The sequence below is a fragment of the Alteribacillus sp. JSM 102045 genome (assembly GCF_041949975.1).
Classification (GTDB): domain Bacteria; phylum Bacillota; class Bacilli; order Bacillales; family Marinococcaceae; genus Alteribacillus.
Map to the genome: position 1 here is coordinate 220222 of NZ_JBHFQG010000002.1, position 16817 is coordinate 237038.

The following is a 16817-nucleotide window of genomic DNA, read 5'->3' on the forward strand; positions in this document are numbered from 1 at the left end:
TTTGATATAAAAAAATTACGCTCACTGATTGAAAATTTTAAAGGAGACGTTGTATGAAAATATTATTTGTAGGAGATGTCGTTGGCTCTCCTGGCAGAAACATGGTCAGTGAATACCTTCCCAAGCTAAAAAAGAAGTATAAACCTGCCGTTACTATTTTAAATGGGGAAAATGCAGCAGGCGGCAAAGGAATTACCGAGAAAATTTATAAAGGGTTTTTAGAAAAAGGAGCCCAGGCTGTTACTTTAGGAAACCATACATGGGATAACAAAGAGATTTTTGAATTTATAAATGACGCACCTCTTATGGTACGACCCGCAAATTATCCAGAAGAGACGCCAGGGAATGAATATATCATTGCGAAAGTAAACGATCTTGAAGTAGGGGTTATCAGTTTAATGGGCCGAACCTTTATGCCTCCAAATGATTGTCCCTTTAAAAAAGCTGACGCTCTTATTGAAAAAATTAAAAAGCGGACTCCTATTATATTCGTTGATTTTCATGCGGAAGCTACTAGTGAAAAGCAGGCAATGGGCTGGTTTCTTGATGGTAAAGTTACTGCGGTAGCAGGGACTCATACTCATGTGCAAACAGCGGATAATAGAATATTACCAGATGGCACGGCTTATATAAGTGATGCAGGAATGACAGGACCGTTGGATGGTATTTTAGGAATGAAAAGAGAGGATATCATCAATAAATTTTTAACAAATCTTCCAGTTAGGTTTGAAGTTGCCAAAGGTAGGGAACAATTAAACGGAATCCTTATTGAAGTAGTTCCAAAAACAGGAAAAGCCAAAAAAATTGATCGTATTCAAATAAGTGATGAACATCCTTTTTTTGAATAAAAAGATCTCCTTAAAGTAAGGCACCTTGCGCATACAATTAGAAAATTTAGAAAATATCACTATACTAAGCAGGAATACAAGTGGAATATAATGAATATAGTTAACGAGGGGCATTATCCCACATAAGGAGGTACTAAAAATGGAAGTATTAAAAGTATCAGCCAAATCCACTCCCAATTCTGTAGCAGGCGCTTTGGCAGGAGTCATTCGTGAAAGAGGCGCCGCTGAAATTCAGGCGATAGGCGCAGGTGCCCTTAATCAATCAATTAAAGCCATAGCAATCGCCAGGGGCTTTGTTGCTCCAAGCGGTATTGATCTTGTTTGTATTCCAGCCTTTACCGACATTCAAATCGATGGCGAAGAACGAACGGCAATTAAGTTAATTATAGAGCCCCGTTGATGAAAAATGGTTATAACGAAAGCCTGGCTGTCTCATGACAAGCCAGGTTTTTCATTGTCTAGAAAATTATATTTTTTCCATTATGGATAACTATCTCCATATTGTTTCTAGCTTCAGGCCCAGACTCTCGAAGGCCCAAGACGGAGTAAGGAACATCGACGCACAGGACGTGCTAATACCGCCAATGCCAAGGACGTGGCGTTTTTGGCGACGAGTTCACAACGTCAATACTTCCTGTACAAGCCAGTTCGACGTTGTCACAGGACGTACTTCCACAGGATGGGTGACTTCTTCTACGTTGCACACAGGACGTGTGTGAATTTAGTAGAAGTTCATTAATGTCGTTAGCTGAACGTCATTTAAAACAGGGCGCTTGCACTTTTGTTTTTATAAAACCTATAGCCCGGATAAGAATACTTTGATACAATGTTTAAATAAATAAAAAAAGCTTCTTTCCTTGCTTTTTCAGAAGGTTCATTCTACGATTAATAAGTGTGTATTTAACTTCCTAAAAAAAACACAATTACAAAATAGAGATTCATACCGCAACGAAATAGAAGACAGAGAGGTAAGGAACCGAAAGGATGAGATAAATGATTGATCAGCTTTCTTGGAAAGTCGGCGGTCAGCAGGGGGAAGGGATTGAAAGCACCGGTGAGATTTTTTCGGTGGCTCTCAACCGGCTCGGCTATTATTTATACGGCTACCGTCATTTTTCCTCGCGTATTAAAGGCGGACACACGAATAATAAGATTCGGGTAAGTACAAAGCAGATTAACGCCATTTCAGATGATCTAGATATATTAATAGCATTTGATCAAGAAACAATTGATGTAAATTATGACGAACTTCGCCAGGGCGGCATTGTTATTGCCGACGCTAAATTCAATCCAACGATACCAGAGGATGGAAAAGCAGATTTGTATGATATACCGTTTACAGAAATAGCAAAAGAATTAGGCACACCCCTCATGAAAAATATGGTGGCCGTCGGAGCATCCAGCGCAATCCTTGGTATTCCGGCCGATCATTATCAAGAGGTCGTTGAGGAAATATTCTTAAAAAAAGGCGAAGCGGTAGTAGAAAAGAATATGGAAGCCATAAGAAAAGGAGCTGCTTATTTTGCTGATCAGGCGGGTGGCCAGCATGAAGACTTTCTTTTAAAAGAAGCAGATGGCAAAAAACGTATGTTTATGATTGGAAACGATGCAATTGGCCTTGGAGCCATTGCAGCAGGGACACGTTTTATGGCTGCTTATCCTATTACCCCGGCTTCTGAGATTATGGAATACTTAATTAAAAAGTTCCCTGACTTTGGCGGAACGGTTATTCAAACAGAAGACGAAATAGCGGCAGCCAATATGGCAATCGGTTCTAATTATGCTGGAGTCCGTGCTTTTACAGCTTCTGCTGGTCCTGGTTTGTCTTTAATGACAGAAGCTATTGGTCTTGCAGGTATGACGGAAACACCGATAGTGATTGTAGATACACAAAGAGGAGGCCCAAGTACAGGTCTTCCAACAAAGCAAGAGCAATCCGATATGATGGCGATGTTATATGGCACACACGGAGAAATACCTAAAATAGTAATAGCACCGAGCACTGTTCAGGAAGCTTTTTATGATACCATTACAGCTTTTAATATGGCAGAAGAATATCAATGTCCGGTCATATTAATGACAGACCTCGCGCTTTCTTTAGGCAAACAGACAGTAGAGCCATTAAACTACGATAAGATTAAAATCAGAAGAGGAAAGCTTGAGAAAGAGCCTTCCTTGCCGAAGCAAGCACCTGAAGAATATTTTGAAAGGTATGCAGCTGGAGAAGACGGAATTTCAACGAGGCTCTTGCCAGGAACCGAAAATGGTATATTTCACGTAACCGGAGTAGAACATGATGAAACAGGAAAGCCTTCCGAAAAGCCTGAAAACCGCCAAAAACAAATGGACAAACGTCTGAAAAAAACAGAAATGGTTCCATACCGATTTGACGAACCAATTTATGCTTACGATCCTCATGATGAACCTGACTTACTTGTTATTGGAATTAACTCTACGCGTGGAGTTATAAATGAAGCCATTACCCGTTTAGAAACAGAAGGATATAAAGTAAACCATGCGCACATACGACTGCTGCACCCATTCCCAGCAGAAGAGCTGGAACCAAAACTGCACAGGGCTAAAAAAACAGTCGTCATTGAAAATAACGCCACCGGTCAGCTTGCAAGTATTATCCGTTTAAACACAGGTGTCAAAATGGAAAGTATTTTAAAATATAACGGAAACCCGTTTTTACCTGCTGAGATTCACAGCAAGTGTAAGGAGTTGTTATAATTGGCTACAGTTAAAGATTTTCGTAATAAAGTAAAACCAAATTGGTGCCCTGGCTGCGGTGATTTTTCTATTCAAGCTGCTATTCAGCGTGCAGCTGCAAATGTTGGCCTTGAGCCTCATGACCTGGCGCTTATTACCGGTATTGGTTGTTCAGGAAGAATTTCAGGCTATATCAATGCTTATGGTTTCCATGGTGTCCATGGAAGGGTCCTGCCATTAGCGCAAGGCGTTAAAATGGCAAATCGCGATCTCACTGTCATCGCATCCGGCGGAGATGGGGACGGTTTTGCCATTGGAATGGGGCATACCATTCATTCTATCCGGAGAAATATTGATATGACTTATATTATCATGGACAATCAAATCTATGGATTGACGAAGGGCCAAACCTCTCCGAGAAGCGATGCCGGCTTTAAAACGAAAAGTACACCAAACGGTTCCATTGAAGCTTCACTTAACGTCATGGAAACCGCATTAACTGCTGGAGCAACTTTTGTTGCTCAAAGTTTTTCAAGTGATTTGAAAGAATTAACATCGTTAATTGAGCAGGGCATTAATCATAACGGATTTTCACTTATTAACGTATTCAGCCCCTGTGTAACGTTTAATAAAGTAAACACGTATGATTGGTTTAAAGAAAATTTAACAAAGCTCGATGCTATGGAGAACTATGATCATACCGACCGAACAAAAGCAATGCAAACATTAATGGAACATAATGGCTTAGTAACAGGGCTCATTTATCAAGATGAGAACACTCCTTCTTATCAGGATAAAATTCCAGGTTATAAATCAACTCCGCTTTCAGAAGATAATTTGAAGCTTGACCGTGAGAAATTTGATCGGCTTACGAAAGAATTTATGTAAGGGAAAATAAAAATGGAGGTTTGGTCTGACTTACAGACCAAGCCCTTTTTGTTTAAAAATGTGTAGTTCGGGAAACAGTTGTGAGGAAATGATGAAGAAAGGAGTCAAAAGATGCAGCAGTTAATAAAAACATTAGACAGAATAGATAACAAAGGGTATAAAGCATACAACGATATAAAGGGTACGTTTCAATTTCAAGATTTTCGTTTACATATGGACCATATCCAGGCGGATCCTTACGCAAGTCCTTCCCGTGCCCGTGTTGTGATAAGCAGGAAGTCACTTGGGCTGGATAAGGATTGCGACAAAACGAGTGCCAGAAAAATTGCCACGATTGATTTTTTTGCAAAAGAAATTCAAACCGAGCTTAAAAAAAGAAATCAGCGAAACGCCATTGTCATTGACGGCCCTGGCCAAGAAATTATAGACCGAACAGCTGTGATGCTAAAAGAAAATGAAATAGACATCCGTCTATCGATCCATCTACCAGCAAGAGGAAGAACCATTTTAGGAAAACAAGCAAAACAGCGCCTGACAAAAGATTTACCTGAAATGTTAAATAGTGCAGTAAAACAATATAACAAACAGCATCTGCTGAACCAATTAGAGCTTTCTGACCAGCAGGAAGCCATTCGGGAGTATCTTAAGGAAAATAACTATATAACCTTTATTGCCAATGGTTCTATTCTTCCAAGAGAAAGCGGGATCAGCAATAAACCTCTTCGTGACGATCACGTGGTTCCTTTTTATGCGCCTTCTTCTTTAGAAGTAGAAATAGAGCTGCCTCATCGTTCACCCATTAAGGGGATGGCCTTAAAAAGAGGCGTTAATATTATTGTCGGAGGAGGCTACCATGGTAAAAGTACACTTCTAGAAGCAGTGGAACGCGGGGTATATAATCACCGTGCCGGCGATGGAAGAGAATATGTGATTACGGACGAAACGGCAGCAAAAGTCCGTGCCGAAGACGGACGAAGTGTAGCAGGAGTTAACATTTCTCCTTTTATTTCAAATTTGCCTATTCAAAAGGATACTCGTACTTTTACGACAGAAAATGCCAGCGGAAGTACTTCTCAGGCAGCTAATATTATAGAAAGCTTAGAAGCAGGAACAAAATGTCTTCTAATGGATGAAGATACAAGTGCTACGAATTTTATGATCCGTGACGGCCGTATGCAGGCTCTTGTTGCGAAAGAAAAGGAACCAATTACGCCTTTTATTGATAAAGTAAAAGCATTATACGAAGAGCATGACGTTTCAACTATTCTCGTTGTAGGCGGTGCAGGAGACTATTTCGATGTAGCTGATTGTGTAGTGATGATGGAAGAGTACAAGCCAAAAGATGTGACAGAAGAAGCAAAAAATATTGTAAAACAATTTGGATCTGACCGGGAAAAAGAAGCTGGTGCCCAATTTGGAGAGGTGACAAACAGAACCATATTTACTTCAAGTTTCCATCCGAGAAAAGGAAAAAAAGAAAAAGTCAGTGCGAAAGGCCGCACGACAATTATGTATGGAAAGGATATTATTGACCTATCCGGGGTAGAACAGCTTGTTAACAGCAGTCAGACGAACGCCATCGCCAATATGATTCGTCATGCATGTGCTGCTTTAGGAAAAGAAGCATCAATAGAAGAGATCCTGGCTTTTATTGAAAAGGACGTGAAACAAAAAGGTCTCGACAGCGTTTCTCCATTCACCGGGAAACATCCTGGAGACATGGCAATGCCTCGAAGGTTTGAAGTCGCAGCAGCAATTAACCGCCATAGAGAACTTATCGTGAAATAAACGAGGAAAAGCGCACGGTATAAAAGCAGTGCGCTATTGTTTTCCTTGCCTATAGCAGGTATAATTTAAAATTGGACCTTCCATGTATCGCTCATATAACTTCATACTGTTCCTTGGGAGCAGATGTTCTAATATGGTATATAAATCCCAGCTTAATTTAAAAGAAATGGAAGAAAGGAGAGCTGGCTCATGAATGAAGAACAACGAAAGCAGCAGCAAGGTGAATGGACCTCGCAGGATGCTTCTTCTAAAAATGATAAAAATTCATCAAAAGATTACAGTAAATATTTTGATTTCTCAAAAGCTCAAATGGAAGAAGACAGTAATGGAAAGCAATATATGAAAATCGGCGGCCGCAGTATTTTAATAAATGAACAGCCTGACTACAAGAAAGGAAAACGCCGCGGTAAAGAAGATGTAGAAGTACACTACAATTTCTCTATTCCATCTGAAATGCAGGGCATTGGAGCCGGGAAAAATTATTTAATTCGTACCTACGGCTGCCAAATGAATTATCATGACACAGAAAATATGTCAGGTATTTTAGAAGAGATGGGTTTTTCTGAAACCGATAAGGCCGAGGACGCAGATGTTATTTTCTTAAATACATGTGCTATTCGTGAAAACGCAGAAAACAAAGTTTTTGGCGAAATCGGCAATTTAAAAACATTAAAGCGGGAAAAGCCGGAGTTGATTTTAGGCGTCTGCGGCTGTATGTCCCAGGAAGAATCCGTTGTTAACCGCATTATGCAAAAACACCAGCATATCGATTTAATTTTCGGTACTCATAATATCCACCGCGTTCCGCACCTTTTAAAAGATGCGATTCAAGGCAAAGAAATGGTAATTGAGGTATGGTCTAAAGAAGGTGACGTAGTTGAGAACATGCCTAGAAAACGTGCCGGTAAGACACAGGCCTGGGTAAATATAATGTATGGCTGTGACAAATTTTGTACGTATTGTATCGTACCATATACACGCGGAAAAGAAAGAAGCCGGCTTCCAGAAGACATCATAGCAGAAGTTAGAGACCTTGCCCGTCAAGGATATAAAGAAATTACACTTCTCGGACAAAATGTGAATGCGTATGGAAAAGACCTGGATAGAGAATATGGGCTCGGTCACTTGATGGATGAGCTTCATAAAATTGATATTCCACGTATTCGATTTACAACCAGCCACCCACGCGATTTTGATGATCACTTGGTTGAGGTGCTTTCCCAAGGCGGCAATTTGGTAGAGCATATTCACTTGCCGGTGCAGTCTGGGAATAATGCTGTGTTAAAGCTAATGGCCAGAAAATATACAAGAGAACAATATGTGGAGCTTGCTAGAAAAATAAAAGAAGCAATGCCTCACGCTTCCTTTACAACAGACCTTATTGTAGGCTTTCCGAATGAAACGGAAGAACAGTTCCAGGATACTCTTTCTCTCGTGAAGGAGATGGACTATGATAGTGCCTTTACGTATATTTATTCTCCAAGAGACGGCACACCGGCAGCAAAAATGAAAGATAACGTACCGATGGATGTGAAAAAAGATCGTCTTGCCCGGTTGAATAAAGTAGTTAATGAAATTTCTGCCCGCCGCAATAAAGAACTGCAAGGGCAGATTGTAGAAGTTTTGGTGGAAGGGGAAAGCAAGAAAAATCCAGATATTCTCTCTGGAAGAACCCGTACTAACAAACTCGTTAACTTCCGCGGGCCTAAATCCTGTATAGGTGAAATAGTTTATACGAAGATTACAGAGGCGAAAACGTGGACACTTGACGGGGAAATGGTGGAAATGGCTGAGGTGAATAAATAATGAGCGACACAGTTTACTCCAAGAAAGAAGTACTTGATAAAGCGAAAGAGCTGGGGAAGTTAATTTCTGAAACAGAAGAGGTAGACTTCTTTAAAAGAGCCGAAGCGCAAATTAATAAAAACATTAAAGTCCAAGAGCTGATAGGTAAAATAAAAAATAAGCAGAAACAAGCCGTGAATCTGCAGCATTATGAAAAGCATGAGGCGTTAAAACAGGTTGAAAAAGAAATTGATGAGCTTAATAAAGAAATTGATGACATTCCGTTAGTGCAGGAATTTAAACAGAGCCAAAAGGATGTCAATCATCTGCTTCAGCTCGTTTCTACTACTATTTCTAACACGGTGACAGATGAAATCATTGAGTCAACGGGCGGAGATAAATTAAAAGGTACTACAAACAAAAGTCCTTTTATCGATATCAAAAATAGCTGACTAATCCGGGCTGTCCCATGAGTAAATCAGGGACAGCTCTTTTATATATGGAATGGGTATGATATGTTATTCCCATTTACAAAATTTCACGTACCGTATTTAATAGACATATATTTCAAAGACAACTAATAAATATAAAGTAAAAGAGCCGCGCACATTAGAAAAACTTGGCTTGCCGCCAAGTTCAAATGGCGGAAGCCTTAATTTTTACTTATACTTTATTCCTTAAACTGTCATAAAGTATAAGAAAAGTACAAGTGACATACCTGCAAGCACGGCTGAATAAAATTGACAACATAGACGTTTGCCATGCATATAGTTAAACATGAATGGTTGTGAATGCATCTTAGAGCTGGTGTTTTTCATGTTTGAAAAGGAGGGTACTACATGCCATCGGAAAAAGATAAGGCACAATATCGGGAGATTGTAACAAAAGCCGTGTGTGGAAAAGGGAAAAAGCATTGCAAAGACACTCATGTCGTAAAGCCGCCACAAAAGCCAACAAGTATTTTAGGGTGCTGGATTATTAATCATGAGTACGAAGCAGACAGAAAAGGAGATTCTATTGAAATTATTGGCAGCTATGACATTAATGTCTGGTACTCGTATGATGAAAACACAAAAACAGATGTGACTTCAGAAAATGTGACATACTCTGAAGTTGTACCTCTTGCGATGAAACAAAAAGAGATGATCGGTGATGAAGTCGATATCATCGCTAGAACTATTAAGCAGCCGAATACCTTAGAAGCATCTATTGGGGAAAAAGGAAAAGAAGTCAAAGTGGACGTCGAAAAAGAATTTTCGGCTGAATTAGTAGGAGAAACGAAAGTCTGTATTCAAATTCACCCTGACGCTGAAGATGATGATTACAAAAATATTAATTGGGATGAACAGGTTTCAGATGAAGAGCTGAAAAAAATTGACACAGATTTTCTAGATGAAAAAAAACAATAATTACATGTTTAGCGGCCAGGCTTGCGTTAGTACGTGAGACTGGCTGAATTTTTTCTCAGCCTTAAAGCTTCTGCTGTATGATATAATAAACAATAGGTTTTTACAGGTATACAATCAATTGCTGGAGGAATAAAAGTGGCACAAGAAACACCCATGATAAAGCAATATAAACAAGTGAAATCAGAATATGAAGATGCTTTTTTATTTTTTCGGCTCGGTGATTTTTATGAGCTTTTTTTTGATGATGCAATAAAAGCAGCAAGAGAATTAGAAATCACCTTGACTAAACGAGGAAGTAAAAATGAACAGGACATACCTATGTGCGGAGTACCTTATCATTCCGCTGAACAATACATATCCACTTTAATAGAGAAAGGTTACAAAATTGCGATCTGTGAACAGGTAGAAGATCCGAAAACGGCTAAAGGAGTCGTTAAAAGAGAAGTTGTACAGCTGATTACACCAGGAACTGTGATGGAGGGAAAGGCTATACAAGCGAAAGAAAATAATTTTATTGCTGCTTTGTATCCATTTGAAGATGGAACCGCTGCTTTTATAAAAGCAGATTTAACAACTGGAGAAACTGCAGCAGCCATGCTTGGAGAACAGCATAGCGAATGGGAACGAGAAATATTAAGGTCTGATATTAAAGAATTAGTGGCTCCGCCTGACTTTAAAGAAGACATGCTGGCTGGTTCCTCTGTCTTGTTTTCGATCGAAACTTCTGAGGAGCTGCGGCCGGAATTTGAAAAGCTTTGCACGCATTGGGCCAACGAAAAATTAAAAAAAGCTGTCGCTATTTTGACAAACTATTTTAAACGAACGCAAAAACGAGCTTTATCTCATTTGCAGCCCGTTCAAATTTACAACCCAAATGAATATATGCAGCTTGATTTGCATTCCCGCCGCAATTTAGAATTAACCGAATCGCTGAGGGAAAAAAAGAGAAAAGGTTCTCTCCTATGGCTGATGGATCAGACTGTGACTGCAATGGGCGGCAGACTTGCCAAAAAATGGCTGGAAGAGCCATTATTAAACGTAGATACCATTCGAAAAAGACAATCTCTGGTAGAGTCCTTACTAGACCAGTATTTTGAACGAGAAGAATTAAGAGAAAAGCTACGTCATGTATATGATTTAGAAAGACTTGCAGGAAAAACCTCGTACGGAAACGTAAACGCGCGTGAGCTTGTACAGCTGCGCAGGTCCCTCCAGGAGCTACCTGATATTTTTGCTTTATTAAGGAGCTTGAATAATGATTATGTGGACGAGTTATTAGAGGAAGCGGAAGAATTTAATGACCTTCGTCAGCTGCTTGAAGACAGCCTCGTGGAAGATCCTCCTCTGTCCATCACAGACGGAGGCATTATAAGAAGTGGATATCATACACAGCTGGATGAGTATAAAGAAGCCAGCACTAATGGGAAAGAATGGATTTCGAGACTTGAGCAGAAAGAACGGGAAGAAACTGGTATTAAGTCCTTGAAGGTGGGTTTTAATAAAGTCTTTGGTTATTATATTGAGGTAACGAAACCAAATATTCCCTCTCTTCCGGAAGGGCGCTATGAAAGAAAACAAACTTTAACAAATGCGGAACGCTTTATAACCCCGGAATTAAAAGAAAAAGAATCTCTTATTCTAGGAGCAGAAGAAAATAGCACAGAGCTTGAATATCAATTATTTTTAGAACTTCGGGAAAAAGTGAAAGAGTTTATTCAGAGCCTTCAAAATACAGCACGAATTATCAGTGAAATCGATGTTCTGCAAGGTTTTGCCGTTGTTAGTGAACAAAACCAGTATGTAAAGCCTGATTTCTCAACAAACCGTACTCTTAATATCCAGGAAGGCCGTCATCCCGTTGTAGAGCACATGTTGGAACATGGTGATTACGTTGCAAATCATATTACGATGAACGAAAACCGGGAAATGCTTCTGATAACGGGGCCGAATATGGCCGGGAAAAGCACATATATGCGCCAGGCTGCACTAATTGCTGTAATGGCACAAACTGGCTGTTTTGTACCTGCAGCCCATGCGAACCTTCCTGTATTTGATCAGATTTTCACACGCATAGGAGCAGCTGATGATTTAGCATCCGGACAGAGTACGTTTATGGTTGAAATGCTTGAAACAAAACATGCTCTCTCCAAAGCAACACCGGACAGTTTGATTTTACTTGATGAAATAGGAAGAGGAACGTCAACTTATGATGGAATGGCGCTCGCTCAATCAATTGTAGAATATATTCATGATCATGTTGGAGCTAAAACACTATTTTCCACCCATTATCATGAACTTACTACTTTGGAAGAGACTATGCCAAAGCTTCAAAATGTGCACGTTCGAGCTGTAGAAGAGGCGGGAGAAATTGTATTTTTGCATAAAGTAGAAGAGGGAAAAGCAGACCGGAGTTACGGCATTTACGTTGCAAAGCTGGCTGAACTGCCACAAGACGTTCTTACAAGAGCCGAAACTCTTCTCACTGAGTTTGAGCAAGCAGCCCCTCCTCAAAATCATTTTTCATCATCTGTATCAGAGAAATTTTACGAAGAAAATCAGATAGAATTTCAGCATGCTGCTTCTTCAAAACGAGTAAGCGTATCCGCAGAAGAAAAACCAGAACAGCTCAGTTTATTTCAAACCGATAACGAATGGACAGAGTCTACCTTTGATAAAAACGCTGAAGCAGTAATGAAAGAAATTAAAAATACAGATGTTTTGCGCTTGTCACCAATGGAAGCACTCGAAGTACTGTATAAATTCCAACGTAAGCTGCGTTCATAATGACAAAATGAAAGGAGGATAATGGAACATGTCTTCGGTAAAAAAGCTTTCCGATGATCTTTCTAATAAAATTGCAGCGGGGGAAGTAGTAGAACGTCCAGCTTCCGTCGTAAAAGAACTAACGGAAAATGCGATTGATGCGGATAGCACACGAATTGATATTCAAGTTGAAGAAGGCGGCTTATCGGAAATTAGGGTGGCTGATAACGGAAAAGGCATGACTAAAGAAGATGCCGAATTAGCATTTTTACGGCATGCTACGAGTAAAATCCAAACAGAGAAAGACTTATTTCATATTTCTACATTAGGCTTTCGAGGTGAAGCTTTACCGAGTATTGCCGCCGTGTCCAACCTTAATTTAGAAACAGGAACCGGAAAAGGTGCCGGTACGCTTATTCGTTATCAGGGCGGAAAAAGAATTGCTTTCTCTTCTGCGAAAAGTAGACGAGGAACAGAGATAACTGTTAGAGATTTATTTTTTAATACGCCGGCCAGGCTGAAGTATATGAAAACGATCAATACGGAAATTGGGAATATAAGTGATGTGGTCAATCGACTTGCCCTGGCCAATCCTTCTGTTTCTTTTCGATTAATGCATAATAAGAAGCAGCTTCTTTTTTCAAATGGAAATGGAGATATTAGAGCAGTTATTGCTGCAATATATGGACGCCGTACGGCTCAAAATTTTCTTTCCATTCAAGAAAATTCGGTTGATTACAAAGTAGAAGGCTTTGTGGCGAAACCAGAAATAAATCGAGCATCAAGGCAGTATATTTCTACTTTTATTAATGGAAGGTACGTAAGGCATTTTCCGCTTACGAAAGCAATCGAAAATGCGTTTCATACTCTGCTTCCAATAGGAAGATACCCATTGGCAGTTATTCATATTCATATGGACCCTGTTTTAATAGACGTTAACGTTCACCCTTCGAAGCTTGAAGTGCGTCTAAGTAAAGAAAAAGAGCTTACAGATGTGCTCGAAAAAGCTATTAGAGCTGAGCTTTTCGAAGAACAACTTATTCCAGAGGTAGATCAAAAACGAGGAAAAAACGCAGGCAGTGAACAACTTCATCTATCCTTTTCAGAAAATAACACGCAAAAACAGCCGCGGAAAGATCAGCCAAGCCCGAATAAGGAATTCACTTCCTACGATCGTGAACCAGAAAAATCATTCTTAACTGCTGAAACACCTGTAGAAGATGATTATGCAGTAAATGAAATGGAAGCAGTGGAAGAACGAAAGGATGTTGAGCTGGTAATTAACGATATTGCACACGAGACGCAAGCAGCCAATTTGGAAGAACCCGCGGGCACAATGAAAAAAGAAACAATTAAAGATAAGAGGGTCCCGGAGCTTGAAATTATAGGCCAAATGCATGGAACCTATATTTTAGCTCAAAATGAAAAAGGATTGTATATTGTTGACCAGCACGCCGCTCAAGAAAGAATATTTTATGAGTATTTCAGAGGCAAAATCGGCGAGACACATCCTCACTTGCAGGATCTTATTGTACCAATAACATTTGAAGTGTCACCGGAAGAAGAGCTCCTGCTGCAATCTCATAAAAAAGATCTTGAAGATGTGGGGGTTTTTTTAGAGCCGTTTGGTTATCGTACCTACAGAGTGAGTGCCCATCCTTCATGGTTTCCATCTGGTCAAGAAGAAAGTACAATTCGGGAATTATTTCAGCAGTTAATGGAAGACAAAAAAATCAGCATCCATAAATTAAGAGAAGAAGCCGCAATTTTAATGTCTTGTAAAGCTGCTATTAAAGCCAATCGATTTCTAAGAGCTGATGAAATAAATGCTCTCATGGACCGGCTCCGCCAATGTGAAGTGCCGTTTACATGCCCGCACGGCCGCCCGATTATTATCCACTTCTCGAGTTATGACATGGAAAAAATGTTTAAACGTGTGATGTAAATACCAAAGCTGCCAATAAAATGTTTACATCTTCGTCACAATTTCGAGAAATATTAATGATAATGCCATGTTATAATTCATGCAAAAGCTGGTGAAGGGGAGTTTATGCATGACACCATTGGATCTTGTAGTCGTATTGGGAGTTTCTGCTTTTGTTATTATCGTAAGCCTTATCATGGCGATTTATATGCTCAAACAATCCCAATCCGATAGTTAAGGAGACAAAAAGGCGCTGATTGAAGCGCCTTTTTTATATGGGTTCAACGGAGACAGGCTGAGCTATTTTTCATTATTATGAACTCCCTTTGTTTAAAGGGATTTTTTCAGTTACCATGTGAATGATAAATTTTTATGGCAACCAGTATAGGAAAGGTCATGATAATGGCCGCCATTGGACAGCATTTGACTTTTTTAAGCGGTTCCTTCTACAGGAGTCAAGCCAAATTTTTTTAAAAATGGTATACTGTTTAAAGATAAGGGGAATCTTGTATGATTGTAACTACGGCTAAAACATTCTCACATGCTGATACGATAGAAGCCCGCAGGTTAGCCGCAAATTGGAATGCTGCTTTTAAAGAGAGAAGGAAACGTTCGCTTCAAAAATGGCTGCAGGAAACGAAGGAAGCCATTTATGTAGTAAGTGAAGTGGGAGACAAACTATATCATCCTGATTTAACTCAGTCGTTTCATTTCCACCCGAGCATGGCCTGGCTCCGTGTGCAGCGTATTATAAAGGGCAGCAAAGATCCCATGGTTGAAGCAATGAAATTACAATGGGGAATGTCCCTGCTTGACTGTACCATGGGTTTAGCTTCAGACAGTATAGTTGGAAGTTTTATTACAGGTCAAAATGGATATACTGCTGCATTAGAAAAGAATAAATACATAACTGAAATTGTTAGAAAAGGACTTCAAGTTTGGCGGGAGGAATTAGATACATTTAATCAATCCATGCGACGGATTAAAGTTGTTAACACAGATTATTACAGTTATTTAAAAGAACAGACAGATCAGGCTTTTGATATTATTTATTTTGATCCAATGTTTGAAGAAACGCAGGAATCTTCCGTTCATATTGCCCCGCTCCGGTCTTTTACCTGTTATGATACCTTGCAGCCCATTCACGTAAAAGAAGCACTTAGAGTAGCGAAGCGGAGGATTGTTGTAAAAAGCTCTTTTCCAAATCAACATTTAGAAAAACTGGGATTTGTTTTTAAGAAAAGAAGAAAAAGTGCTTCCTTTGGGTATGCTGTAATGGAAAAGGAAGGAAACACGTATGGATAAAGAAAAACTAGTCGTGATCGTCGGCCCTACTGCCGTTGGAAAATCAGAAGCAGGAATTCAGCTAGCTTCCCATTTTAACGGAGAAATCATAAGCGGAGATTCCATGCAAATATATAAAGGGCTCGACATTGGAACAGCCAAAGTATCTAAAGAAGAGCAGAAGGGCATTACACATCATCTGATTGACGAATTAGAACCTTCTGAATCGTATTCCGCTGCATCTTTTCAACATGATGCGGCAAAGCTTATTACAGATATACACCGAAAGAATAAATTACCGCTGGTAGTTGGAGGCACAGGTTTTTATATTCGCTCGCTTACAAGAGGGCTTGACTTTCATGAGTCTCCATCTGATCCGGCTTTTAGACAAGAGATGGAAGCATTTGCAGAGCATCATGGTGCGAACGCTTTGCACGAGAGGTTGGAGCAGGTAGACCCGGTAAGTGCCAGCTCTATTCATCCAAATAATATAAAAAAAGTAGTAAGAGCCTTAGAAATCAATCATCTAACTGGCCAAAATCGAAAAGAATTCGCGAACCAGGAAAGGAATGAGTCGCCGTATCACCTCGTAATGGTTGGTCTGACCATGGACAGGACACCCTTATATAAAAGGATAAATTTGCGCGTAGACAAAATGGTTGAAAACGGAATTATACGAGAAGCCAAATGGCTGTATGATAATTATTCAGAAAAATGCCAAGCAGCTCAGGCAATTGGATATAAGGAGTTTTTTCCCTATTTTAAAGGGGAATACACTAAAGAAGATGCAATTCTTTTATTAAAGAAAAATACACGCCGTTATGCAAAAAGGCAGCTAACCTGGTTTCACAACAAAGAAAAAGTGGAATGGTTTGATATAACTCAAGGAAACAAAAATAAAAAAATAAATGAAATGATTTCTTTCGTAGAAGGAAAAATTTATTAAAAGTCGAATACTCCTAGTAGAGTATGATGAGGGGGACTGAATGAGATGAAGCAGCCAATTAACATCCAGGATCAATTTTTGAACACATTACGTAAAGAAAAAATGCCAGTAAGAGTTTATTTATTAAATGGTTTTCAACTGAGCGGTCAGGTGAAAGCGTTCGATAATTTTACAGTAGTGCTAGATAGTGATGGCAAACAGCAGCTTATATATAAGCATGCAATTTCGACTTTTGCACCTCAGCGCAATGTGTCCATACAAGTAGAAGCAGAAACAGAAAATGCTTCTTCTGAGGCTTAAGCCTAAAAGCTCCGGATTAATCCGGAGCTTTTTTAGGTGTGTGCCCGGCATGTGCATAAACTATAGGGTTCAAGTCCCGAGCGGCGAAGGTCGTTGTAGCCGTTAGCCAAAGGTAAGGGTGTCCAGGGTGACCTGGAATCTGAAGGAAACTGGAGGCAAACTTCCGCCCC

General features: G+C 39.7%; 13 protein-coding genes. All 13 read left to right on the plus strand.

Annotated elements, in window-relative coordinates; all coding sequences use genetic code 11:
• The first annotated feature begins 53 nt into the window (after positions 1-53).
• Entirely contained in the window at positions 54-848 is a 795-nt protein-coding gene (locus ACE1TI_RS02610; RefSeq protein ID WP_375006014.1) for a TIGR00282 family metallophosphoesterase, read from the plus strand.
• A 139-nt stretch (positions 849-987) separates the two neighbouring features.
• Positions 988-1248 (plus strand): stage V sporulation protein S, encoded by a 261-nt coding sequence (locus tag ACE1TI_RS02615; RefSeq protein WP_091270499.1) that lies wholly within the window; start codon positions 988-990, stop codon positions 1246-1248.
• A gap of 593 nt (positions 1249-1841) precedes the next feature.
• Positions 1842-3581, plus strand: coding sequence for a 2-oxoacid:acceptor oxidoreductase subunit alpha (locus tag ACE1TI_RS02620; protein WP_375006015.1), 1740 nt, complete (start codon positions 1842-1844; stop codon positions 3579-3581).
• Positions 3582-4448: a 2-oxoacid:ferredoxin oxidoreductase subunit beta gene (locus ACE1TI_RS02625; protein ID WP_375006016.1), complete on the plus strand. Its 867-nt coding sequence runs from the start codon at positions 3582-3584 to the stop codon at positions 4446-4448. It begins immediately after the preceding gene.
• Between the two features lie 111 nt (positions 4449-4559).
• Positions 4560-6236 (plus strand): ABC-ATPase domain-containing protein, encoded by a 1677-nt coding sequence (locus tag ACE1TI_RS02630; RefSeq protein ID WP_375006017.1) that lies wholly within the window; start codon positions 4560-4562, stop codon positions 6234-6236.
• A gap of 189 nt (positions 6237-6425) precedes the next feature.
• Positions 6426-8042 (plus strand): tRNA (N6-isopentenyl adenosine(37)-C2)-methylthiotransferase MiaB, encoded by a 1617-nt coding sequence (gene miaB, locus ACE1TI_RS02635; RefSeq protein ID WP_375006018.1) that lies wholly within the window; start codon positions 6426-6428, stop codon positions 8040-8042.
• A complete protein-coding gene (locus ACE1TI_RS02640) occupies positions 8042-8473 on the plus strand; it encodes a YlbF/YmcA family competence regulator (RefSeq protein WP_375006019.1) in 432 nt (143 codons plus the stop codon). The genes miaB and ACE1TI_RS02640 overlap by 1 nt, the downstream gene beginning before the upstream one ends.
• 387 nt (positions 8474-8860) lie before the next feature.
• Positions 8861-9430, plus strand: a complete 570-nt coding sequence (cotE, locus tag ACE1TI_RS02645) for an outer spore coat protein CotE (protein ID WP_375006020.1) — start codon at positions 8861-8863, stop codon at positions 9428-9430.
• Positions 9431-9565: 135 nt separating this feature from the next.
• Entirely contained in the window at positions 9566-12214 is a 2649-nt protein-coding gene (gene mutS / locus ACE1TI_RS02650) for a DNA mismatch repair protein MutS (RefSeq protein ID WP_375006021.1), read from the plus strand.
• A 28-nt stretch (positions 12215-12242) separates the two neighbouring features.
• A complete protein-coding gene (gene mutL / locus ACE1TI_RS02655; RefSeq protein ID WP_375006022.1) occupies positions 12243-14138 on the plus strand; it encodes a DNA mismatch repair endonuclease MutL in 1896 nt (631 codons plus the stop codon).
• A 489-nt stretch (positions 14139-14627) separates the two neighbouring features.
• The gene (locus ACE1TI_RS02660; RefSeq protein WP_375006023.1) at positions 14628-15422 is read left to right on the plus strand and encodes a class I SAM-dependent methyltransferase; all 795 of its coding nucleotides are present in this window, start codon (positions 14628-14630) and stop codon (positions 15420-15422) included.
• A complete protein-coding gene (miaA, locus tag ACE1TI_RS02665; protein WP_375006024.1) occupies positions 15415-16347 on the plus strand; it encodes a tRNA (adenosine(37)-N6)-dimethylallyltransferase MiaA in 933 nt (310 codons plus the stop codon). Before ACE1TI_RS02660 ends, miaA begins: the two co-directional genes overlap by 8 nt.
• A gap of 45 nt (positions 16348-16392) precedes the next feature.
• A complete protein-coding gene (gene hfq / locus ACE1TI_RS02670) occupies positions 16393-16647 on the plus strand; it encodes an RNA chaperone Hfq (RefSeq protein ID WP_375006025.1) in 255 nt (84 codons plus the stop codon).
• Positions 16648-16817: the final 170 nt, after the last annotated feature.